The organism is Bradyrhizobium sp. SMVTL-02 (assembly GCF_051853005.1).
Lineage (GTDB): Bacteria > Pseudomonadota > Alphaproteobacteria > Rhizobiales > Xanthobacteraceae > Bradyrhizobium.
Genome location: NZ_CP182469.1, coordinates 6,769,101 through 6,788,810, shown reverse-complemented (window position 1 = coordinate 6,788,810; position 19,710 = coordinate 6,769,101). Strand labels below are relative to the sequence as shown.

General features: G+C 64.9%; 24 protein-coding genes. 17 read left to right on the top strand and 7 right to left on the bottom strand.

Translation table 11 applies throughout. The features are described from left to right. Positions 1 to 51: 51 nt before the first annotated feature. The 14 genes from urtB to ACNJYB_RS32375 all read left to right on the top strand — a co-directional run bounded on the left by urtB (position 52) and on the right by ACNJYB_RS32375 (position 12,727). Positions 52 to 1,659 carry an urea ABC transporter permease subunit UrtB gene (urtB, locus tag ACNJYB_RS32440; RefSeq protein ID WP_439370574.1) on the top strand — a complete coding sequence of 536 codons (1,608 nt, stop codon included), beginning with the start codon at positions 52 to 54 and terminating at the stop codon, positions 1,657 to 1,659. Continuing rightward, entirely contained in the window at positions 1,656 to 2,825 is a 1,170-nt protein-coding gene (urtC, locus tag ACNJYB_RS32435) for an urea ABC transporter permease subunit UrtC (protein WP_439370573.1), read from the top strand. The genes urtB and urtC overlap by 4 nt, the downstream gene beginning before the upstream one ends. Before the next feature lie 6 nt (positions 2,826 to 2,831). Then, entirely contained in the window at positions 2,832 to 3,593 is a 762-nt protein-coding gene (gene urtD, locus ACNJYB_RS32430) for an urea ABC transporter ATP-binding protein UrtD (RefSeq protein WP_439370572.1), read from the top strand. Positions 3,594 to 3,596: 3 nt separating this feature from the next. Beyond that, positions 3,597 to 4,292, top strand: coding sequence for an urea ABC transporter ATP-binding subunit UrtE (urtE, locus tag ACNJYB_RS32425; protein ID WP_439370571.1), 696 nt, complete (start codon positions 3,597 to 3,599; stop codon positions 4,290 to 4,292). Positions 4,293 to 4,328: 36 nt separating this feature from the next. Then, entirely contained in the window at positions 4,329 to 5,159 is an 831-nt protein-coding gene (locus tag ACNJYB_RS32420) for an urease accessory protein UreD (RefSeq protein WP_439370570.1), read from the top strand. A gap of 40 nt (positions 5,160 to 5,199) precedes the next feature. Further along, the gene (locus tag ACNJYB_RS32415; RefSeq protein ID WP_439370569.1) at positions 5,200 to 5,502 is read left to right on the top strand and encodes an urease subunit gamma; all 303 of its coding nucleotides are present in this window, start codon (positions 5,200 to 5,202) and stop codon (positions 5,500 to 5,502) included. A gap of 10 nt (positions 5,503 to 5,512) precedes the next feature. Then, the gene (locus tag ACNJYB_RS32410) at positions 5,513 to 5,818 is read left to right on the top strand and encodes an urease subunit beta (RefSeq protein WP_439370568.1); all 306 of its coding nucleotides are present in this window, start codon (positions 5,513 to 5,515) and stop codon (positions 5,816 to 5,818) included. Positions 5,819 to 5,875: 57 nt separating this feature from the next. Then, complete coding sequence (locus tag ACNJYB_RS32405; RefSeq protein ID WP_439370567.1) at positions 5,876 to 6,415, top strand: HD domain-containing protein; 540 nt, start codon at positions 5,876 to 5,878, stop codon at positions 6,413 to 6,415. A gap of 34 nt (positions 6,416 to 6,449) precedes the next feature. Beyond that, the gene (ureC, locus tag ACNJYB_RS32400) at positions 6,450 to 8,165 is read left to right on the top strand and encodes an urease subunit alpha (RefSeq protein ID WP_439370566.1); all 1,716 of its coding nucleotides are present in this window, start codon (positions 6,450 to 6,452) and stop codon (positions 8,163 to 8,165) included. Between the two features lie 141 nt (positions 8,166 to 8,306). Continuing rightward, positions 8,307 to 8,606 (top strand): putative quinol monooxygenase, encoded by a 300-nt coding sequence (locus tag ACNJYB_RS32395; protein ID WP_439370565.1) that lies wholly within the window; start codon positions 8,307 to 8,309, stop codon positions 8,604 to 8,606. Between the two features lie 13 nt (positions 8,607 to 8,619). Beyond that, positions 8,620 to 9,270 carry an urease accessory protein UreE gene (gene ureE, locus ACNJYB_RS32390; protein ID WP_439370564.1) on the top strand — a complete coding sequence of 217 codons (651 nt, stop codon included), beginning with the start codon at positions 8,620 to 8,622 and terminating at the stop codon, positions 9,268 to 9,270. Continuing rightward, entirely contained in the window at positions 9,251 to 9,979 is a 729-nt protein-coding gene (locus ACNJYB_RS32385; RefSeq protein WP_439375701.1) for an urease accessory protein UreF, read from the top strand. Before ureE ends, ACNJYB_RS32385 begins: the two co-directional genes overlap by 20 nt. A gap of 166 nt (positions 9,980 to 10,145) precedes the next feature. Beyond that, positions 10,146 to 10,769, top strand: a complete 624-nt coding sequence (gene ureG, locus ACNJYB_RS32380) for an urease accessory protein UreG (protein ID WP_211413678.1) — start codon at positions 10,146 to 10,148, stop codon at positions 10,767 to 10,769. Between the two features lie 299 nt (positions 10,770 to 11,068). Beyond that, positions 11,069 to 12,727, top strand: coding sequence for a CHASE domain-containing protein (locus ACNJYB_RS32375; protein ID WP_439370563.1), 1,659 nt, complete (start codon positions 11,069 to 11,071; stop codon positions 12,725 to 12,727). Here ACNJYB_RS32375 and ACNJYB_RS32370 read toward each other — a convergent pair whose 3' ends face one another. The 5 genes from ACNJYB_RS32370 to ACNJYB_RS32350 all read right to left on the bottom strand — a co-directional run bounded on the left by ACNJYB_RS32370 (position 12,728) and on the right by ACNJYB_RS32350 (position 16,879). Then, a complete protein-coding gene (locus ACNJYB_RS32370; protein ID WP_439375700.1) occupies positions 12,728 to 13,336 on the bottom strand; it encodes a TetR/AcrR family transcriptional regulator in 609 nt (202 codons plus the stop codon). A 92-nt stretch (positions 13,337 to 13,428) separates the two neighbouring features. After that, positions 13,429 to 14,577 (bottom strand): OpgC domain-containing protein, encoded by a 1,149-nt coding sequence (locus ACNJYB_RS32365; RefSeq protein WP_439370562.1) that lies wholly within the window; start codon positions 14,575 to 14,577, stop codon positions 13,429 to 13,431. Positions 14,578 to 14,764: 187 nt separating this feature from the next. Further along, a complete protein-coding gene (locus tag ACNJYB_RS32360) occupies positions 14,765 to 15,220 on the bottom strand; it encodes a hypothetical protein (RefSeq protein ID WP_439370561.1) in 456 nt (151 codons plus the stop codon). A gap of 95 nt (positions 15,221 to 15,315) precedes the next feature. Then, a complete protein-coding gene (locus ACNJYB_RS32355; protein WP_439370560.1) occupies positions 15,316 to 15,687 on the bottom strand; it encodes a DUF883 family protein in 372 nt (123 codons plus the stop codon). A gap of 79 nt (positions 15,688 to 15,766) precedes the next feature. Further along, positions 15,767 to 16,879, bottom strand: coding sequence for an AI-2E family transporter (locus ACNJYB_RS32350; protein WP_439370559.1), 1,113 nt, complete (start codon positions 16,877 to 16,879; stop codon positions 15,767 to 15,769). A 208-nt stretch (positions 16,880 to 17,087) separates the two neighbouring features. Here ACNJYB_RS32350 and ACNJYB_RS32345 point away from each other — a divergent pair, with 208 nt between their 5' ends. Both ACNJYB_RS32345 and ACNJYB_RS32340 read left to right on the top strand, forming a co-directional pair. Further along, on the top strand, positions 17,088 to 17,870 hold the full coding sequence (locus tag ACNJYB_RS32345; protein WP_439370558.1) for a L,D-transpeptidase: 783 nt from the start codon (positions 17,088 to 17,090) through the stop codon (positions 17,868 to 17,870). Between the two features lie 19 nt (positions 17,871 to 17,889). After that, positions 17,890 to 18,543 carry a DUF2865 domain-containing protein gene (locus ACNJYB_RS32340; protein WP_439370557.1) on the top strand — a complete coding sequence of 218 codons (654 nt, stop codon included), beginning with the start codon at positions 17,890 to 17,892 and terminating at the stop codon, positions 18,541 to 18,543. Between the two features lie 214 nt (positions 18,544 to 18,757). On the opposite strand, the gene ACNJYB_RS32335 is transcribed toward ACNJYB_RS32340, so the two are convergent. Beyond that, positions 18,758 to 19,006, bottom strand: coding sequence for a hypothetical protein (locus ACNJYB_RS32335; RefSeq protein ID WP_439375803.1), 249 nt, complete (start codon positions 19,004 to 19,006; stop codon positions 18,758 to 18,760). Between the two features lie 219 nt (positions 19,007 to 19,225). Here ACNJYB_RS32335 and ACNJYB_RS32330 point away from each other — a divergent pair, with 219 nt between their 5' ends. Beyond that, complete coding sequence (locus tag ACNJYB_RS32330; RefSeq protein ID WP_018646636.1) at positions 19,226 to 19,381, top strand: Thivi_2564 family membrane protein; 156 nt, start codon at positions 19,226 to 19,228, stop codon at positions 19,379 to 19,381. Between the two features lie 110 nt (positions 19,382 to 19,491). Here ACNJYB_RS32330 and ACNJYB_RS32325 read toward each other — a convergent pair whose 3' ends face one another. After that, positions 19,492 to 19,692, bottom strand: coding sequence for a CsbD family protein (locus ACNJYB_RS32325; protein ID WP_439370556.1), 201 nt, complete (start codon positions 19,690 to 19,692; stop codon positions 19,492 to 19,494). Between the last annotated feature and the right edge of the window lie 18 nt (positions 19,693 to 19,710).

Below are 19,710 nucleotides of genomic sequence, written 5' to 3'. Positions count from 1 at the left end.
AGGCGGCGATGCCGCCGCCTTCTCCACCCATTTCTGCCGGGGTCATTCACAGTGCCAGCCAAATTGCCCGCCCGTCTCTGTTCGCTGCTGCTCTCGTTGCTTCTGATTGCGTTCGCACTGCCGGCCTTTGCGGGTCCGTTCGAGGATGCGGTCGCCAAATTCGCCAACGACGATTTTTCCGACACGGAAGAGGCGATCGGTGCGGTCGCAAGCAGCGGCAACAAGCTGGCTTTTCCCATTATCAGCGCGCTCCAGGACGGCCGGTTGATGGCCGATTCTGACAACAAGAAGGTCTACGTCACCGGCACCGACGGCAAGTCGATCGACGCCGCGACCGGCGAGGCCGTCGCCAGCGTTCCCGACAGTGCGAGTGCGGTTCGTCTCAACAACCGCCTGCGCCGCAGCGTCGATGCCGCACTCGGCAGCCTGACGTTGCAGTCGCCGGATGTCGGAACGCGCCTGCAGGCCGCGCAATCCGTCTTCAAGTCGCACGAGGAAACCGCGCTCGAGGCGGTCGATGCCGCGCTCACCAAGGAAACCAACAAGTCCGTCAAGGCTGCGCTCGGCGAGGCCCGCGCGGCGATCCTGCTGTTCAAGTCCGATGCCACGGAGGTCGAGAAGCTCGAGGCCGTCGCCACCCTCAAGGCGCGCGGCGACCAGGAGGCGATGGCGCTGCTCACCGGCATGGGCGACCAGCCGCCCTCGGTGACCAAGGCTGCAGCCAGTGCAATCAGCTCGATCCAGTCTTCGCTCGCGGTCTGGTCCACGGTGCAGAACGCCTGGTACGGCCTGTCGCTCGGCTCGGTGCTGCTGCTCGCCGCGATCGGGCTTGCCATCACCTTCGGCGTGATGGGCGTCATCAACATGGCCCATGGCGAGATGGTGATGATCGGCGCCTACACCACGTTCGTGGTGCAGGAGGTGATCCGTACCCGCTATCCCGCCTTGTTCGACTATTCGCTGCTCATCGCCGTGCCGCTCGCCTTTCTGGTCGCGGGCGCGATCGGCGTCTTGATCGAGCGCAGCATCATCCGCTTCCTCTATGGCCGTCCGCTGGAGACGCTGCTCGCCACCTGGGGCCTGTCGCTGGTGCTGCAGCAGGCGGTGCGCACCATGTTCGGCCCGACCAACCGCGAGGTCGGCAATCCTTCCTGGATGAGCGGCGCTTTCGAGCTCGGCCAGATCACCATCACCTATAACCGGCTCTGGATCCTCTGCTTCACGCTGGCCGTCTTCGCGATCCTGCTCGCGATGTTGCGCTACACCGCGCTCGGTCTCGAAATGCGCGCGGTGACGCAGAACCGTCGCATGGCGGCCTCGATGGGCATCGCCACCTCGCGCGTCGACGCGCTCACCTTCGGGCTCGGCTCGGGTATTGCCGGCATCGCCGGCGTGGCGCTGTCGCAGATCGACAATGTCAGCCCCAATCTCGGCCAGAGCTACATCATCGACAGTTTCATGGTCGTGGTGTTCGGCGGCGTGGGTAATCTCTGGGGGACCCTCGTGGGCGCCTTCACGCTCGGTATCGCCAACAAGTTCCTGGAGCCGGTCGCCGGCGCCGTGCTCGGCAAGATCGCGATCCTCGTTCTCATCATCCTGTTCATTCAAAAGCGCCCGCGCGGCCTGTTCGCGCTCAAGGGCCGTGCGGTGGAAGCATGACCCCTCACATGCTGACGCGATCGCTGGACCGTGGCGCGACGATCTTCCTGCTCGTTGTCGCCGCGCTCGGCGTGCTGATCCCGCTGTCCAACCTGCTGCTGCCTGCCGGCTCGTTCCTGCAGGTGCCGACCTATCTCGTCGCGCTCTGGGGCAAATATGTCTGCTACGCGATTCTGGCGCTCGCGATCGACCTGATCTGGGGCTATTGCGGCATCCTCTCGCTCGGCCACGGCGCCTTTTTCGCGCTCGGTGGCTACGCAATGGGCATGTACCTGATGCGGCAGATCGGCACCCGCGGCGTCTACGGCAATCCGATCCTTCCGGACTTCATGGTGTTCCTGAACTGGCAGAAGCTGCCCTGGTACTGGTACGGCTTCGACATGTTCTGGTTCGCCGCGCTGATGGTGCTGGTCGTGCCCGGCCTGCTCGCCTTCTGCTTTGGCTGGCTCGCGTTCCGCTCCCGCGTCACCGGCGTTTATCTGTCGATCATCACCCAGGCGATGACCTATGCGCTGCTGCTCGCCTTCTTCCGCAATGATTTCGGCTTCGGCGGCAACAACGGCCTGACCGACTTCAAGGACATTTTGGGCTTCAACGTGCAGGCCGAAGGCACCCGCGCGGCGCTGTTCGCGCTGAGCTGCCTGGCCCTGATCGTCGGTTTCCTCATCTGCCGCGCGATCGTCTCCTCCAAGCTCGGCAAGGTGCTGATCGCCGTGCGTGACGCGGAATCGCGCACGCGGTTCCTCGGCTACCGCGTCGAATCCTACAAGCTGTTCGTGTTCACGGTCTCGGCCTGCATGGCCGGCGTCGCCGGCGCGCTCTACGTGCCGCAGGTCGGCATCATCAATCCGTCCGAATTCGCGCCGGGCAATTCGATCGAGGCGGTGATCTGGGTCGCGGTCGGCGGCCGTGGCACGCTGGTCGGCGCCGCGCTCGGCGCCGTCGTCGTCAACTACGCCAAGACGTTCTTCACCTCGGGCGTGCTGGCGCCGTACTGGCTGTTCATGCTGGGCGCGCTGTTCATCCTGGTGACGCTGCTGCTGCCCAAGGGCATCGTCGGCACCTTCAATGCCTGGTGGGCCTCGTCGAAGGAGAAACGCGCCGCCGCGACCATGATGAGCGCCGCAGCCGAAGACGGCGTCACCGAACCCAAGATGGCGGAGTAAGCGGTCATGAACGTCATGGACACCCGCGCGACCTCCGCGATGCTCTATCTGGACGGCGTGCACGTCTCCTTCGACGGCTTCCACGCCATCAACAATCTGTCGCTGACGCTCGGCCCCGGCGAGATGCGCGCCATCATCGGTCCGAACGGCGCCGGCAAGACCACGATGATGGACATCATCACCGGCAAGACCAAGCCGGACGAGGGCACCGTGCTGTTCGACGGAGTCACCGACCTGACGCGGCTCGACGAGACCCGTATCGCCGAGCTCGGCATCGGCCGCAAATTCCAGAAACCGACCGTGTTCGAGAGCCAGACGGTGCAGGACAATCTCCTGCTCGCGCTCAATGTCGACCACTCCGTCCGCGGCACGCTGTTCTGGCGCGGCAGCAAGGCGGAGTCCGAGCGTATCGACAAGGTGCTGGAGACGATCCGCCTCACCGAGGCCCGCAACCGTCTCGCCGGCAGCCTCAGCCACGGCCAGAAGCAGTGGCTCGAGATCGGCATGCTGCTGGCGCAGGATCCGAAATTGCTGCTGGTCGACGAGCCCGTCGCGGGGATGACCGACGTCGAGACGCATCTCACCGCCGAACTGCTCAAGGAGATCAACAAGACCCACACCGTCATGGTGGTCGAGCACGACATGACGTTCGTGCGCGAGCTCGGCGTCAAGGTCACCTGCCTGCACGAAGGTACGGTGCTCGCGGAAGGTACCATCGACCAGGTTTCGTCGAACGAGCGGGTCATCGAAGTCTATCTGGGACGCTGAGCGATGCTTGAGGTCAAGGACATCAACCTGTTCTACGGCGCGGCGCAGGCGCTGCGCGGCGTCTCGATCTCGGCCGAGCCCGGCAAGGTGACCTGCGTGCTCGGGCGCAATGGCGTCGGCAAGACGTCGCTGCTGCGCGCCATGGTCGGGCAATATCCGATCTCCTCGGGCGCGATCGTGTTCGACGGCAGCGACATCACCGGCCTCAAGCCCTACGAGCGGGCGCGCAAGGGCATCGGCTTCGTGCCGCAGGGTCGCGAGATCTTTCCGCTGCTGACGGTCGAGGAGAACCTCAAGACCGGCTTCGGCCCGCTCAAGCGCGAGAACAAGCACATTCCGGACGACGTGTTCTCGCTGTTTCCGGTGCTGCAATCCATGCTCGGCCGGCGCGGCGGCGACCTCTCGGGCGGCCAGCAGCAGCAGCTCGCGATCGGCCGCGCGCTGGTGATGCGGCCAAAACTGCTTTTGCTCGACGAGCCGACTGAAGGCATCCAGCCCTCGATCATCAAGGACATCGGCCGCGCCATCTCGTACCTGCGCAACCTCGGCAACATCGCCATCGTGCTGGTCGAACAATATCTCGACTTTGCCTGTGAACTCGGCGACAGTTTCGCGGTGATGGATCGCGGCGCGGTGAAATTCACCTGCGACCGCTCCAATCTCGACGCGAGCGAAATCAGCCGCCAGATGGCGCTGTAAGCCGCAAAATCCTGCCGCGACCGGCTGGGGAGACGGATGCGCAGCGAACTGTCAGCCACGTCCACGATATTCGAAGCCAACCGTGCCCGTGGCGCGGTGCGCTTCGACGTGCATGCGCGAGATGGCGTGACGCGGCGCGGTGCCCTGCATGAGTCCGGTTCGCTCCGCGTACGGTTTCCCTCGCCGGAAGATCAGGGCCTGTCCGGCGTGTTCGTCAACACCGCTGGCGGGGTCGCCGGCGGCGATCGCTTCGATGTCGAGATATCGGCAGGCGATCGCGCGCGGCTGACGCTGACCACGGCGGCCGCCGAAAAGGTTTATCGCGCGCCGGGGCCGGCGGCGCAGCTCAATATCTCCCTGAAGGCCGCCGCAGGCGCGCATCTTGGCTGGCTGCCGCAGGAGACCATCCTGTTCGACCGCGCGCGCGTGCAACGCCGCTTCGACATCGAGGTCGACGAGGCGGCCTCGCTCCTACTCTGCGAGATCGTAGTCTTCGGCCGCACCGCCATGGGCGAGCGGATGGAGCAGGGCGAGTTCGTCGACCGCTGGCGAATGCGCCGCGGCGGCAGGCTGGTGTTCGCAGAAACCGTCCGGCTCGACGGTGATATCGGCGCCAAGCTCGCGCGATCGGCCGTGGCAAAGGGCGGTGCGGCGATCGGCACGGCCCTGATCGTGCCCGCTGACGAGGCCCTGGTCGAGCGCATCCGGGAGGCGTCGGAGTCCTTCTCCGGCGAGGTCGGAATCTCGGCATGGAATGGCTTTGCAATCGCGCGGTTCTGTGCCCAAGATGCGGCGCGTTTGCGCGCCGACATGATGACCGTGCTGGCGCGCACCGGCGCGGCCCTGCCGCGGCTCTGGCTGAACTGATGACTGGCTGAATTGACGTGTTGAACGGAAGAGATTTCGCATGAACCTGTCTCCCCGCGAAAAGGACAAGCTTCTGGTCTCGATGGCGGCGATCGTGGCGCGCCGCCGGCTGGACCGCGGTGTCAAGCTCAACCATCCCGAGGCGATCGCGATCATCTCCGATTTCATCCTCGAAGGCGCGCGCGACGGCCGCACCGTCGCCGAGCTGATGCAATCCGGCGCGCAGGTCTTGACCCGCGACCAGGTGATGCCGGGCATTCCCGAGATGATCCACGACATCCAGGTCGAGGCCACCTTTCCCGACGGCACCAAGCTCGTCACCGTGCACGACCCGATCAGGTAGGAGCGAGAGCATGATCCCCGGCGAACTCTTCATCCAGGACGGCGAGATCGAGCTCAATCCCGGCCGCAAGACCGTGACGCTGACGGTCGCCAACAGCGGCGACCGGCCGATCCAGGTCGGCTCGCACTACCATTTCTTCGAGACCAACCCCGCGCTGAAGTTCGATCGCAAGAAATCGCGCGGCATGCGCCTCGACATCGCCGCCGGCACCGCCGTCCGTTTCGAGCCCGGCCAGACCCGCGAGGTCCAGCTCGTCGCGCTCGCCGGCAAGAAGACGATCTACGGCTTCCGCGGCGGCGTCATGGGGAAGCTGTGACCTCCACAGGAACGAGCACGGCGCGGCACCGTTGAGGCGGAAACGGAGGTATTTGCCATGCTGTCCCCAATCCGCCTCGTCTCCGAAGCCGCCGACCTCGCCGCGCGCCGCCACAACGGCATGGCGCGCAAGGGGCGGGGCAACGAGCCCTATATCAATCACCTCGCCGAGGTCGCGAACTTGCTTGCAACCGCGACCGATGGTGCCGATGCCGAGCTGGTCGCGGCCGGCTGGCTGCACGATTCGATCGAGGATACCGACACCACGCGCGAGGAGCTCGCGCAGACATTCTCCGAGCGTGTCGCGTCCCTCGTCGTCGAATGCACCGACGACATGAGCCTGCCGAAGGCGGAGCGGCGGCGGAAGCAGATCGAGGACGCGCCGCACAAATCCCCCGGCGCCAAGCTGATCAAGATAGCCGACAAGATCAGCAACATCGGCGCGCGCATTCAAACCGATCCGACCGCTGAAGAGCGCGACGATCTCGCCGACTACAGCGACTGGGCCACGCGGGTCGTGGCGGGTTGCCGCGGCGGCAATGCGTGGCTCGATACGAAATTCGACGATGCCGTGAAAGCAGCGAGGGCCTTGCTGTGAGCAGCCAACAGTTCAATCGCAAACGGGGCTTGTGATGTCCGTCAAAATAAAGCGTTCCGTCTATGCCGACATGTTCGGCCCGACCACCGGCGACAAGGTGCGGCTCGCCGACACCGACCTCATCATAGAGGTCGAGAAGGATTTCACCACCCATGGCGAGGAGGTGAAGTTCGGTGGCGGCAAGGTGATCCGCGACGGCATGGGGCAGTCGCAGGTCACCAATAAGCAGGGCGCGGCCGACACCGTCATCACCAATGCGCTGATCGTCGATCACTGGGGCATCGTGAAGGCCGACGTCGCGATCAAGGACGGCATGATTTCGGCAATCGGCAAGGCCGGCAATCCGGACATCCAGCCGGGCGTCACCATCGTCATCGGGCCCGGCACCGATGTGATCGCGGGTGAGGGCAAGATCCTCACGGCCGGCGGCTTCGACAGCCACATCCATTTCATCTGTCCGCAGCAGATCGAGCACGCGCTGATGAGTGGCGTCACCTCGATGCTGGGTGGCGGCACCGGCCCGTCGCACGGCACCTTCGCCACCACCTGCACGCCGGGGCCGTGGCACATTGGGCGGATGATTCAGTCGTTCGACGCCTTCCCGGTCAATCTCGGCATTTCCGGCAAGGGCAACGCCTCGCGGCCCGCCGCGCTGGTCGAGATGATCAAGGCCGGCGCCTGTGCGCTGAAGCTGCACGAGGACTGGGGCACGACGCCGGCCGCGATCGACAACTGCCTGTCGGTGGCTGATGACTACGACATTCAGGTCATGCTGCATTCCGACACGCTGAACGAATCCGGATTTGTCGAGGACACGATCAAGGCGTTCAAGGGTCGCACCATCCACGCCTTCCACACCGAAGGCGCCGGCGGCGGCCACGCGCCTGACATCATCAAGGTTGCCGGGCTGAAGAACGTGCTGCCGTCCTCGACCAATCCGACGCGCCCCTTCACGCGCAACACCATCGACGAGCATCTGGACATGCTGATGGTGTGCCACCACCTCGATCCTTCGATCGCGGAAGACCTGGCCTTCGCCGAAAGCCGCATCCGCAAGGAGACGATCGCCGCAGAAGACATCCTGCACGATCTCGGCGCGCTTTCGATGATGTCGTCGGACTCGCAGGCCATGGGGCGCCTCGGCGAGGTCATTATCCGGACCTGGCAGACCGCGGACAAGATGAAGAAGCAGCGGGGCTCGCTGCCGCAGGACAAGGGCAAGGACAACGACAATTTCCGCGTCAAGCGCTACATCGCCAAATACACGATCAACCCCGCGATCGCGCATGGCGTGTCGAAGCTGATCGGCTCGGTAGAGAAGGGCAAGCTCGCCGATCTCGTGCTGTGGTCGCCGGCCTTCTTCGGCGTCAAGCCGGACTGCATCGTCAAGGGCGGCACCATTGTCGCGGCGCCCATGGGCGATCCCAACGCCTCGATCCCGACGCCGCAGCCGGTGCACTACCAGCCGATGTTCGGCGCCTTCGGCAAGGCGAGGACCGCGTCCTCGGTCGTCTTCACCTCGAAGGCGGCGGTGACTGGTGGCCTCGCGCGAAAGCTCGGCATCGAGAAGAAACTCTATGCGGTCCAGAACACCCGCGGAAAAATCTCCAAGAAGAGCATGATCCACAATGACGCCACGCCCAATATCGAGGTCGATCCGGAAACCTATGAGGTCCGCGCCGAGGGCGAGCTGTTGACCTGCGCGCCGGCGGAGGTGTTGCCGATGGCGCAGCGATATTTCATGTACTGAAATAGCGCCTCGACGCATGTCCCGGGAATATGGCTTGAGTGCGCGTCCGGCGACGGCTTTTCCGGTGTTGCGTTCGGTCCCGCCTGGTCTAATGTCCCGCCCGGTATCGAACCCTGAGAAGAAAAGCCGGGAGGATTTCTCGTGATTTACGTCGTTGCAACCCTGACCATCAAGCCCGAGACGCGCGCCGAATTCATTGCAGGTGCCACCGCCTGCATCAAGGAGACGCGGAAGGAGCCCGGCAACATCGCCTATGATCTGCATGAGAGCGTCACCGATCCCAGCAAGATGGTGTTCGTCGAGCAGTGGGAGAATGCCGAGGCGCTGGTGCCCCATCGCGCCATGGAGCACATGAAGACGTTCGGCCGCATCGCTGTGAAGTGTTTCGCGGCGCCGCCGAAGATCGAGATCATTACGCCCGAGAAGGTCGAGACACGGTAAAGAGGTCAAACGCATGATCCGGGCGACGCAGGTCAGGGGACAACACCGCTTCACGGAAGCGCCGGTGGACACGGTCGTGCTCGATTTCGACGATCGGCACCGCCGCCGCATGGCAATGACGGGGACGCGTGGCCTCGAATTCCTGCTCGACCTGGAGAACGCCGTCGCGCTCCGCGGCGGCGATGCGCTGGTGCTCGAGGACGGAAGGCTGGTCGAAGTGGTCGCGGCGCCGGAGCCGCTGCTCGAGATCCGCGGCCGCGATCCGCATCACCTCATCCGCGTCGGCTGGCATCTCGGCAACCGTCATCTGCCGACGCAGATCATGGCCAAGAGCCTGCGCATCCGCCGCGACCACGTCATCGAGGCCATGGTGAAAGGCCTCGGTGCGCGTGTGATCGAGATCGAGGCGCCGTTCGATCCCGAAGGCGGCGCCTACGCCGATGCCGGGCACGCGCATGGACACGACGACCATGCGCATCATGGTCATGCACATCACGATCATGGCCATCATCATAGTCACGATCACCATGATCATCACGGCCATGACCATCATCATGATCACGCCGCGCATGACCATGGCCACGAGCACCACCATCACCACGACGAGCATTGCGACCATCCGGACCATCACCACGGCCACAAGCATGCTCATGACCACAAATGAGCCTGTCGGTGCCGGAGGCCTCGCCGAGCGCGAGGCGGCGTCGCTGTACCGGCTGATGACCTGGCTGTCCCCGGCGTTCCCCGTCGGTGGTTTCTCCTATTCCAGCGGCATCGAATGGGCGGTCGAGGCGGGCGACATCCTGGACATCGCGACGCTCGCCGACTGGCTCGATGCGATGCTCGGCGACGGCTCGGGCTTCTGCGATGCGATCTTCCTGGTCCATGCCTATCGCGCCACCGAGTCGGGCGAGCAGGCCTCCTTGCGCGACATCGCGGAACTCGCGAGCGCCTTCGTGCCGTCGCGCGAGCGTCAGCTGGAGACGGCCTCGCAGGGACGCGCCTTCATCGACATCTCCCGCGCCGCGTGGGATGCGGAAGGCCTGGATGCGATGGTCGCGGCATGCGGCACGCCACTGGTCTATCCCGTCGCCGTCGGCCTGGTCGCAGCCAAGCACGGCGTGCCGCTGGCGCCGACGCTGCACGCCTTTCTGCATGCGCTGGTCTCGAACTGGATCTCGGCGGCGAGCCGCCTCATTCCGCTCGGCCAGACCGACAGCCAGCGCGTGCTGGTGCGGCTGGAAGCGGCGGTGGCCGCCACCGCCAATCGTGCGCTGAACGCGACATTGGACGATCTCGGCAGCGCCACGTTCCGCGCCGATCTCGCCAGCCTGCGGCATGAGACGCAATATACGCGGCTGTTCAGGTCATGAATGCGAGGCTCTCAGTGTCGTCCCGGCGACGACCCATAACCAGGAATGCCTGTGATTATGGACGGCAGGGGCCACAGCTTGCCGCGACAATCGAATTCGGTGGCTCTGGGTCCCGGCCCCCGTGCGCACCGCGCACTAGGCCGCGACGACATTAAAAGGAGAGAGAATGGCGACTTCTCACGGCCCCTTGCGTGTCGGCGTTGGCGGCCCGGTCGGATCAGGCAAGACCGCGCTGATGGACCTGCTCTGCAAGACCATGCGCGAGCACTATGACATCGCCGCGATCACCAACGACATCTACACCAAATGGGATGCGGAATTCCTGGTGCGTTCGGGTTCGCTGACGCCGGATCGCATCGCCGGCGTCGAGACTGGCGGCTGCCCGCACACGGCGATCCGCGAGGACGCCTCGATGAACCTCGCCGCGGTCGCGGACATGCGCGCGAAATTCCCGGGCCTCGACCTCGTGCTGATCGAGTCCGGTGGCGACAATCTCGCTGCCACTTTTTCCCCGGAGCTTGCCGACCTCACCATCTACGTCATCGACGTCGCCGCCGGCGACAAGATCCCGTCCAAGGGCGGTCCCGGCATCACCCGGTCCGACCTGCTGGTGATCAACAAGATCGATCTTGCACCCCATGTCGGCGCCTCGCTGGAGAAGATGGAGACGGACGCGAGGCGCATGCGCGGTGAGCGCCCCTTTGTCATGACCAACCTGAAGAAGAGCGAGGGGCTCGACCGCATCGTCGGCTTCATCGAGGCCAAAGGCGGGCTGAAACGGGCAGGCTGACCGACGCGACGACTTGGCGCAGGCGGTTTTCGCCGTTAACGCCTGGGGCGGGGCCGCGGCTTGCGGAACAAATTTCGGACACGGCGATTGAATACCTCCGGTGCCCGGGGCAACTCCACCCCGGCCGGACCCTCGGCCGGGCGAATTAAGCTTTCCAGGCGACCCAAGTTGCGTACTGATGCCTCCTCCTCCATTATCTGCGCCATTGGGGTTCACCCTGTTTCGGCACATGGCCGTTCGAGCGGCGTTCATATGCTCCGTGTTTATTGCCGACCTCCCGCTTCCGTCTGAGTAGTCGCGTGGTCCGGCTGGGTTTCATCATCGGCTTCATCGCTCTGCTCGGAGCCTTGCTTTCCGGGCTTGCGGCCTATCGCGTCCACGACCAGGAGCTGGCGCTGGACCGCATCGCGCTCGCCCGTGCGATCGACGTCCATGCCAGCCTGGTTCAGGACCGGCTCACCGAGCGCGAGCTGCTCGCGCGCGTCGCCTCAGGCCTGTTCCGCGCGCCATCGGTGCTGAAGCCCAACATGCTGGAGCCGCTGCGCTCGGCGATCTACGCGTTCAAGACGGACTTCGTGGTGGCCGGCTGGGTTGCCCGGCTTCAGCCGAACGAGCTCGCAGCGGCGCAGGCGGCGATCGCGGCGGCCGGCTTCCCGAAGCCGGAGATCCGTGACTACAGTGACAAGCCCATCGCCGCCGCCACCCTGACCCATCCGATCGACGTGCTGATGGACCTCGAGCCGCGCAGTGACGAGACCAAGGCGTTGCCCGGCCGCAGCTATGACCAGGATCCGGTGCGCAGCGCAATGCTCGCCCGGGCCAGGATCGAGAAACGATCGGTTGCTTCCGATCCGGTGCCGCTGCTGCGCGCGAACGGCCCGATCGGCATCATCGTGGCTGCTCCCGTGATTCCCGAGGGGGCCACGGAGCCGGCCGGTTTCGTCACGTTCTCGTACGAGCTTGCCACGCTGATGTTGACCAATGACGACATGTCGTTGTTCTCGGTCGCACTCAGGGATCCACGCAAGGACGGCGGCGAGCTCGTCGCCAATGAGCAGGGTGTGGTTTCCACGCGTGCAACGGCGGCAGAGGCGCCGGCGCCGTCGGCGACACGTACGGTCAGCTTCGGCGGTCGCGACTGGCAGCTCAGCTATTACGCGAAGACCAATTCGGCGCGCCGCGCCGAGCAGACCGCCATCATCGTGGCGGCGATCGGTTTTGCCATCACCGCGATGGTGTGCGGCCTGTTCGGATATGTCGCCTACAACAATCTGCGGCTCAGCCGGGAGATCCAGGTGCGGATCGGCTTCGAGCGCCGCCTGACCGCCGTCATCGACGAGCTGAATCATCGGGTGAAGAACATCCTGGCCGTGATCCAGTCGATCGTGACGCGTACGCTGCGCCACGGTTCGGACATCGACGTCGCGCGCGATCTCCTGATCGGCCGTATCCACGCCATGTCCAACGTGGTCTCGCTGCTCAGTGAGAGCCAGTGGCAGGGCGTCAAGCTGAAGGGCCTGTTCGAGGCGCGCGCGATCCCGCATGCCGATCGCATCGCCGTCACCGGTCCCGACATCGCGGTCAGCGCGCGCGCCGCGCAGAGCCTGTCGCTGCTGTTCTTCGAGCTCGCCTCGCATTCGGACGAGGGCCTGTCCCTGGTCGGCAAGCATCCGCACATCACCGCCAACTGGACGGTGACGGGCGAGGCGCCCGAGGAGGTTTTTCATTTCCGCTGGGAGGAGTTCAACACCAGCGAGGCGACGCGCCGGCCCGACTCCGATTTCGGCCTGATCCTGCTCGACCGCGTCGCGCCAGAGGCGCTGGGCGGTACCGCCAAGCGCTTCTTCACCGACGTCTCTTACGTCTATGAACTGACTGCGCCGATGGAGACGGTGGTCGACATGACCGAGCGCGATCGCACGGACAAGCTCTCGGCGCCGGTGCGCCCCGTGCGCTGATCAGTCTTTCGGCCGCAATACCAGATCGACCAGATTGCGCGCGTAGCTCGGCGTGATCGGCGCGATGCCGAAGATGTAGCGGTAGAACAGGCTGCCATAGATCGCGTCGTAGAGATCCTCGGGGAGCCCCTCGGCCAGAATGCTGCCGTCCTTCTGGCCCGCGGCGATCATGTCCACCAGCGCGTCGCGGCGGAATTGCAAGTACCGCGCGTAGAACAGCTCCGCCGAGCCGGTCTTGGAGATGCATTCGGAGATGACGGCGAGCTGGACCTTGCCGAACTCGCCCTGGAGCGCCTCGGCATAGGCGGTGGCATGGCGCCGCGCGCGCACCGCGGGCGTTCCGGCGCTTGCGGGCGGCAGCGGCAGCATCTGCGCGGCATGGTGGAGGAAGGCGTCGATCAGCAGCGCTTCCCGCGACGGCCACCATTTGTAGATCGTCATCTTGGACACGCTGGAGTGGCGTGCGATCGCATCGATCGTGGTGGCGGCGAGGTCGGTGGCCGCCATCAGCGCATAGGCGCTTTCGAGGATGGCGTTGGTGGTCTCGATCGACCTTGGCCGGCCGCGCCGGGGCGCGCTCTCCGCCTCTTCACCCCCGCCTTTCGCCATCGCCACGCCCGGTCTCCTCACGCAGAGCCCCGGCATAGCGCAGCGGCCGCTTTCGGCATAGCAGAATCGCACGATTTTGTGGCCGGAGCGATTCAGCTCTGAGCCTGCCGCCGCAGGGCTGCCGGCAGATCCTGCCGTTTCGACCAGGCGATGTAATAGGCGAGCCCGGTCATCGCGCCGAAGCCGGTGATGCTCACCGCGACCTGCATCAGCACCAGGTTCGGCCCGGTGATCAGGATGAGGTGGCCGGCGAAGGACAGGAACACGGCGACGCAGAACACCGCGAGCCATTCCTCGCCGCATGCGATCACGGCCTGCAGCGGCCTCCATGTCAGGCCGGGATGATCAGCCGGGATGAGATGGGTCGCAATCAGCGCGAGGGCCAGGAAGTGGAGCACGCGATAGGGCGCGAGGTTTTCCTTGTCGGTCGGAGCGAAGCTGTTGAGGAGCAGATCGGGCAGGTGGGCGGACAGCGCCGGCGAATGGCGCATCAGGGTGACGGCCATCGCGAAGATCAGGTAGGCGCCCGCGAGGATCCGCAGCCAGGACATGCCGCGCAGCGCACGGCCCGGCGCGCCGGTGACGGCGAACCAGCCGCCCAGCACCATCAGCATCTGCCAGCACAGCGGATTGAAGGTCCATTCCTGGTCCGGGTAGACCCGGAAATTCCAGTCGAACCAGCGCGCGGCGACGTACAGCGCGACCGATGCGGCGAGCGTCAGGTTCGGCCGGCGCAGCAGCCCCCACAGTACGAACGGAAAGAACGCCATCAGCGGGATCATCAGCTGCAGCAGGTCGAGGTTCAACGGCTCTTCCTGGAGAACGAGGCCGCGGATCAGGATGCGCAGCGGGTGCTCGAGAATCCCGGAAATGTTGTATTCGTAGATGATCTCCGGCGCCATCGATTGCGAGGCGACGTAGGCGATCGCATCGATATAGATCACGAACAGCACGACATAGGCGGCATAGAGCCGCCAGACGCGGCGAAAGATTCGCGTCGCCGCGACCACGTAGCCCCGCTCCAGCGCCATCCGGCCATGGATGATGGCGACGCCGTAGCCCACCACGAACACGAACAGATCGGCCGCGCCGCTGAAGCCGAAATTCCGCAGGGTCAGCAGGTTGACCACGTTGTTCGGAATATGGTCGACGAACACGGACCAATTGGCGATGCCCAGCGTCAGATAGAGCCTGGCGTCGTGCTGAAATGCGGCGAGGTTCGCCTTGACGGACGGTTTCATTGAGCAAAATAGCTTTGGGAATCAGGGTGATGCTTTTACCGGCAACCGCCTGCCTATCCGAGTAGCGTTTGCGTGAGCAGGATCGGTTTGTCCTGAATAGCGCGGAAAAACACAAAGCTACGATCTATTGATTTCCAATAGATGCGTTTGAGCGACTTGCGACGAAATTATCTAACGTACCGCGCCTTTACTCGGCGGGTTCGGCCGATGCATCGTCGGGGACGCCGGCGCGGCTCGCCATGATCCCCAGCGCGACGCCGCCGATGGCCAGGATCGGCAACAGCCGCTTGACCCCTATGGCACGGACAATCTGCAGCCCGGTGGCAAGCAGCATGGGGTCGGCGAGCATGCTGTTCGCTGCGGACTTTGCGGCGCGCTCGGCGGCGATGTGGGCCTCCTTGCGCAATTGCCGCTTGTAGGCCCAGTAGCTCACCGCCGCGGTCAGCGTCAGCAGAAAGAAGACGCCCGCGCCGGCGAGGCAAGCCTGCACCGGGCCATATTTTTCGAGGACCGAAATGAAGGCGGCAGCGCAGAGGAAGCATGTCGTGATGAACAGCGCGAACGCAGCGCCCGCGGCAAGCGACGTTAGCCGGACCGTCGTGCCGGTTGAGGCACTGATGCCGTCGATGATGCGCTGAAACATGGCCTTGCTCCTCGGATCCCCCACAAGCCTGGTCGTCACACGCCGACCTTGGCGGCGCCGTGGCGCCGCCTCAACGTTCGCTGGGCATCCTGACCTTACCGGCGCCAGGCGACGCCGATCAGGAAGCCGATGCCGAGCGCGAGCCCGACGGTCGCCAGCGGCCGCTGCGTGATCGCCTCTTCCAGCGTCTCCTCGATGGATCCATAGGCGTCCTGCGCCGCGTCCATCATGGCGCTGCCGCGCTCGGACATGTCGTCGATCGCGGAATCCATGTTCTCGCGCGCCTGGCGATAGCCTCGCCTGGCCTGCTTGCTGGTGGAGTTGGCAAAGGTATTGAGCGCGTCGGTGATCTGGTCGGTGAGGGCGGCGATATCGCTTTTCACGGCTGCTACATCCTTCTCGAGGCGTTCTCTGGAGGCTTTGTCGGTCCAGTCGCTCATCCCGGCTTCGGCAGTGGTCGTTGACATCAGGAAGCTCCGAACTGTTTGCGGCTGAGATAGCCGGAAAACGTTTCGTCGGCGGGTAAGTTCCGATCGCGGAAACCGGTTACTCCTGCGGCAGTTGCGGCGCATCCTCCGGCAGCAGGTGTTCCTTCAGGATCAGCCCGACGATCAGCAGCGGCGACGACAGGAAGGCGCCCATCGGCCCCCACAGCCAGGTCCAGAACGCCAGCGCCAGCAGCACCGCCAGCGCATTCAGCGCCAGGCGACGACCGATGATGGTCGGCGTGACGAAATGTCCCTCCAGGAACGTGATGCCGCCGAAGGCGATGGCCGCAGCCAGGCCGCCGCCGATGGTCGGGAAGGCGACGAGCCCCACCACGACCAATATGGCGAACATCGCGATCGGTCCGATGATCGGGATGAAGTTGAGGGTTGCTGCAAGTGCGCCGAGGCCGGCCGGGTTGGGCATGCTGGTCACGGCGCAGACGAGGCCGGTGGCAATCCCGACGCCGATATTGATGACCGTGACGGTCAGCAGGTAGTTGCCGAGATGGACCTCGATCTCGTTGAGGATGCGCAGCGTGCGCAGCCGCGCGTCGCGGTCGCTGAACGTCATGATCAGTGCGCGCCGCAGGTCGCGCCAGCTCGCGATGAACAGGATCAACGTGACGAAGAACAGCAGGAATTCGGTAAAGGTGGGCGAGAGGAATTCCAGCGTCGGCTGCACCCAATCGAATTTCGGCAGCTGGAAGCTCGGCAGTCCCTCCGAGCCGCCGACCATGGCTTGCAGCTCGCGCCACAGCGCCAGCGGCCGGTCGAACACTTGCAGCTTGTCCCTCAACTGCGCGCCGAGCTCCGGCAGGCGCGAGCTCCACTCCATCACGGGCGAGGCGATCAGCGCGACGACGAAGGCGACCAGCGCGCTCACGGCAATCACGATCAGGACGGCGCCCAGTCCGCGCGGCACCTTGCGGTTCTCCAGGAAGGTCGCTGCCGGAGACAGCATCGTGCCGACGACAAAGGCCATCACCACGGGGAGGAAGAACGCCCTGGCAACGTAGAGCACCGCGACCACTGCGATCAGTAGCAGGCCGGCCAGCGCAAAGGCGACGAACTCGGTGCGCCGGATGATCGGCGGCAGGTCGGCATGGCTGCCGGGGAGCGGGTCACCTTCACCGCTGCCGGGAATCAGACGTTCACTGGGAAGGACGCGCACAATATCTCTCCCGCACGGAAAGCTTCCGCGCGCCCATTGATGATCTCACAACGTCGGAAGCGGCGGCGAGGTTCCGTCGCGCTTTCGTGAGGTTGCGCTCGCTTGACTGTGACGTCGCCGCAGCACTGCGGCGCGGAACTTGAGTCGCTCCGGCTGCGTTTGTTGGCAAGCCGCATCACCCTGATGCGCACATCCAACGGGGCAGCACATGACAATGGTCTCTCCAGCCCGCCGCTTCTCGCCGCGCGGCACCACCGCTTTTGCCTTCGCGACCGCTCTGCTTGTCGTGCCCTTCGGAGCCGCCGGCGCGCAAACGCTCGGCTATGTCCCGATGCAGCCGCAAGCCTATCCGCAGGGTCAGACCTATTCGCACGGCTATGTGAGCGCCGAGGCACAGGCGAGCGATGAGGATGCCCGGCTGCCCGACCGCCTGCGCAGGCAGATCGTCAGTTTCGACCGCAGCGAGCCGGCCGGCACCATCGTGATTGATACCGGCAATACATACCTCTACTACGTGCTCGGCAATGGCCGGGCTATTCGCTACGGCGTCGGCGTCGGCCGCGACGGCTTTACCTGGTCGGGCGTCCAGAGCATCAGCCGCAAGGCGGAATGGCCGGACTGGCACCCGCCCGCCGAGATGATCGCGCGCCAGCCCTACCTGCCGCGCTTCGTCGCCGGCGGTCCCGGCAATCCGCTCGGTGCGCGCGCGATGTATCTGGGATCGAGTCAGTATCGCATCCACGGCACCAACGATCCCAGCACCATCGGCAAGTTCGTCTCGTCCGGCTGCATCCGCATGACCAACGAGGACGTCACCGACCTGTTCAGCCGCGTCAATGTCGGCGCCAAGGTGGTCGTGCTGCCGAAGAACGCCCCGCTGATGGCGAAGGGCGGCGACAAGGGGAGTGATTCCTGGCACAAGCGCCCCGCGGCGACGACGCTGCCGTCGGGCCGGCAGGCGCTGAACATCTCGACGTCGGCCGTGAACTGAAGAGTTCGAGTGAGGTGATATGAAGAGACGCCTGATGGGCAAACTGGCTGGCGCTGCAGCAGGTCTGGTCGCTGTCTCCGCCGGTCTGGGATTGGCGCCGTCGGCGCATGCGGAGGATTTCTTTTCGGCATTGTTCGGCGGCTTCCGGATGCGGCCGCCACCGGAGATCCGCACTCCCTTCCCGAACGACGACATGCCGCCGCGCTACGACGCGCCGCGCCAGCGTGCCGCCTATGGCGGCGGCACGGCCTATTGCGTGCGCGGCTGCGATGGCCGGTATTTTCCGGCGCAGGGAGCAGACGCCCTGAGCAAGGCGCAATCCTGCAAAAGCTTCTGTCCGACGTCGGAGACCTCGCTGGTCTATGGCAATAATATCGACGACGCCGCGACCGAGAGCGGGAAATCCTACTCCGACCTGCCGAACGCGTTCCGCTACCGCAACGAGATCGTCGCGGGCTGTACCTGCAACGGCAAGGATCCGGTCGGGCTCGCCCAGGTCAAGGTCCAGGACGATCCTACCTTGCGCAAAGGTGACATCGTTGCGGGTACGGGCGGTTTGGTCGTTGCGAACCGCAACGCCAATGACCGTCGCGGCGTCGCGATGAATTTCTCGCCGCTGCCGGATTCGGTGCGGGCGAGGTTTCGTCAGGTGCCGGTGGTGGCGAAGGAGTAGGCCGGCATCACGTGTGATGCGATGCGCGTGCCTCGACCTCCAATGTCATCCCGGACAAGCGCGCCCAACGCGCGCGCATCCGGGATCCATAGACACTGGGCGTGGTTTGGCGAAGACCGGAGTTGCCAGACCGCGCGACAATTGTCCGCCGGGAGTATGGGCTCGCTTTGCTCGCTTGTCCGGGACGACACCGATCGTGTTACGCCGGCGTGTCCTACGCCGCGCGGATCTTCCCGAGGAAGTCGCTGACCTGCTGGCCGAGTTGGCGGCTCTGCGTCTCCAGCGTTTCGGAGGCCTGCTTGACGTTGTCCGCCGCGCCGGCAGCGGTGTCGGCGTCGGCCTTCACGCCGTTGATATTGTCCGAGACGTTCTTGGTACCCTCGACGCTGTCGACAGTCGTGGAGGCGTAGTGGGAGGCCCTGCCGGCGACCTGCAGGCGGTCGTTGGTCTGGCGCGATCTCACCCGCGGTGTTGCGGAGCAGAATCGTCGATCACATGCCGTTGGCGCCGCGAGGCCAGACGGTCTCTGCAAGTGAAGGGAAAAGGGTAGAGTTTTAGGCAGCCGGCCTGCTGGTAGAAATACGCATTTACTAGAAGTTGCAAAGGGTTGCACCGATGGAACCGGCGCGCGAGACGTGCGTTGGGATACCGTTAGCAATTTGCCAGAAGGGGGGTCCCTGCAATGCTGATCGGCGTCCTCGTCACCTTTCTCGTCGTCATCCTCGTACTCTATCTCATCAACATGCTTCCGATGGACGGCCGCGCCAAGCAGATCGCGCGCGTCATCGTCATCATCATCGGCATTGTGTCCTTGCTGAAATATCTCGCGGTGTTCTAGCGAGGGTATCGCGGGCGTAGGTCGGATTCCGCTACGCTCCGTCCGGGCCACGCGTGCGACCGTTTTCAACAAAAAGCCCCGGCCTGAGCCGGGGCTTCATTGATGCTGTGCTAGTGCAGAGACTTCAGCCAGTCGTCGACGTCTTGGCGAACCTGGTCCTTGGCCTTGCCGTAGCGTTCCTGGAGCCGGCCTTCGAGCTGCTCGCGGCGGCCCTCGATCAGTTGGAGATCGTCGTCAGTAAGCCTGCCCCATTTCTCCTTGGCCGATCCCTTGAACTGCTTCCAGTTTCCTTCGATCCGATTCCAGTCCATGACCATCTCCCATGGGTT

What these genes read in the sequence shown, in the direction of transcription:
- ACNJYB_RS32355 (WP_439370560.1), bottom strand. Translation starts at nt 15,687, where the DNA reads ATGTCAACGACCACTGCCGAAGCCGGGATGAGCGACTGGACCGACAAA.
- ACNJYB_RS32415 (WP_439370569.1), top strand. Translation starts at nt 5,200, where the DNA reads ATGAACCTGTCTCCCCGCGAAAAGGACAAGCTTCTGGTCTCGATGGCG.
- ACNJYB_RS32340 (WP_439370557.1), top strand. Translation starts at nt 17,890, where the DNA reads ATGAAGAGACGCCTGATGGGCAAACTGGCTGGCGCTGCAGCAGGTCTG.
- ACNJYB_RS32410 (WP_439370568.1), top strand. Translation starts at nt 5,513, where the DNA reads ATGATCCCCGGCGAACTCTTCATCCAGGACGGCGAGATCGAGCTCAAT.
- ACNJYB_RS32345 (WP_439370558.1), top strand. Translation starts at nt 17,088, where the DNA reads ATGACAATGGTCTCTCCAGCCCGCCGCTTCTCGCCGCGCGGCACCACC.
- ACNJYB_RS32360 (WP_439370561.1), bottom strand. Translation starts at nt 15,220, where the DNA reads ATGTTTCAGCGCATCATCGACGGCATCAGTGCCTCAACCGGCACGACG.
- ACNJYB_RS32405 (WP_439370567.1), top strand. Translation starts at nt 5,876, where the DNA reads ATGCTGTCCCCAATCCGCCTCGTCTCCGAAGCCGCCGACCTCGCCGCG.
- ureE (WP_439370564.1), top strand. Translation starts at nt 8,620, where the DNA reads ATGATCCGGGCGACGCAGGTCAGGGGACAACACCGCTTCACGGAAGCG.
- ACNJYB_RS32325 (WP_439370556.1), bottom strand. Translation starts at nt 19,692, where the DNA reads ATGGACTGGAATCGGATCGAAGGAAACTGGAAGCAGTTCAAGGGATCG.
- urtC (WP_439370573.1), top strand. Translation starts at nt 1,656, where the DNA reads ATGACCCCTCACATGCTGACGCGATCGCTGGACCGTGGCGCGACGATC.
- urtE (WP_439370571.1), top strand. Translation starts at nt 3,597, where the DNA reads ATGCTTGAGGTCAAGGACATCAACCTGTTCTACGGCGCGGCGCAGGCG.
- ACNJYB_RS32385 (WP_439375701.1), top strand. Translation starts at nt 9,251, where the DNA reads ATGCTCATGACCACAAATGAGCCTGTCGGTGCCGGAGGCCTCGCCGAG.
- ureC (WP_439370566.1), top strand. Translation starts at nt 6,450, where the DNA reads ATGTCCGTCAAAATAAAGCGTTCCGTCTATGCCGACATGTTCGGCCCG.
- ureG (WP_211413678.1), top strand. Translation starts at nt 10,146, where the DNA reads ATGGCGACTTCTCACGGCCCCTTGCGTGTCGGCGTTGGCGGCCCGGTC.
- ACNJYB_RS32330 (WP_018646636.1), top strand. Translation starts at nt 19,226, where the DNA reads ATGCTGATCGGCGTCCTCGTCACCTTTCTCGTCGTCATCCTCGTACTC.
- ACNJYB_RS32370 (WP_439375700.1), bottom strand. Translation starts at nt 13,336, where the DNA reads ATGGCGAAAGGCGGGGGTGAAGAGGCGGAGAGCGCGCCCCGGCGCGGC.
- urtD (WP_439370572.1), top strand. Translation starts at nt 2,832, where the DNA reads ATGAACGTCATGGACACCCGCGCGACCTCCGCGATGCTCTATCTGGAC.
- ACNJYB_RS32420 (WP_439370570.1), top strand. Translation starts at nt 4,329, where the DNA reads ATGCGCAGCGAACTGTCAGCCACGTCCACGATATTCGAAGCCAACCGT.
- ACNJYB_RS32365 (WP_439370562.1), bottom strand. Translation starts at nt 14,577, where the DNA reads ATGAAACCGTCCGTCAAGGCGAACCTCGCCGCATTTCAGCACGACGCC.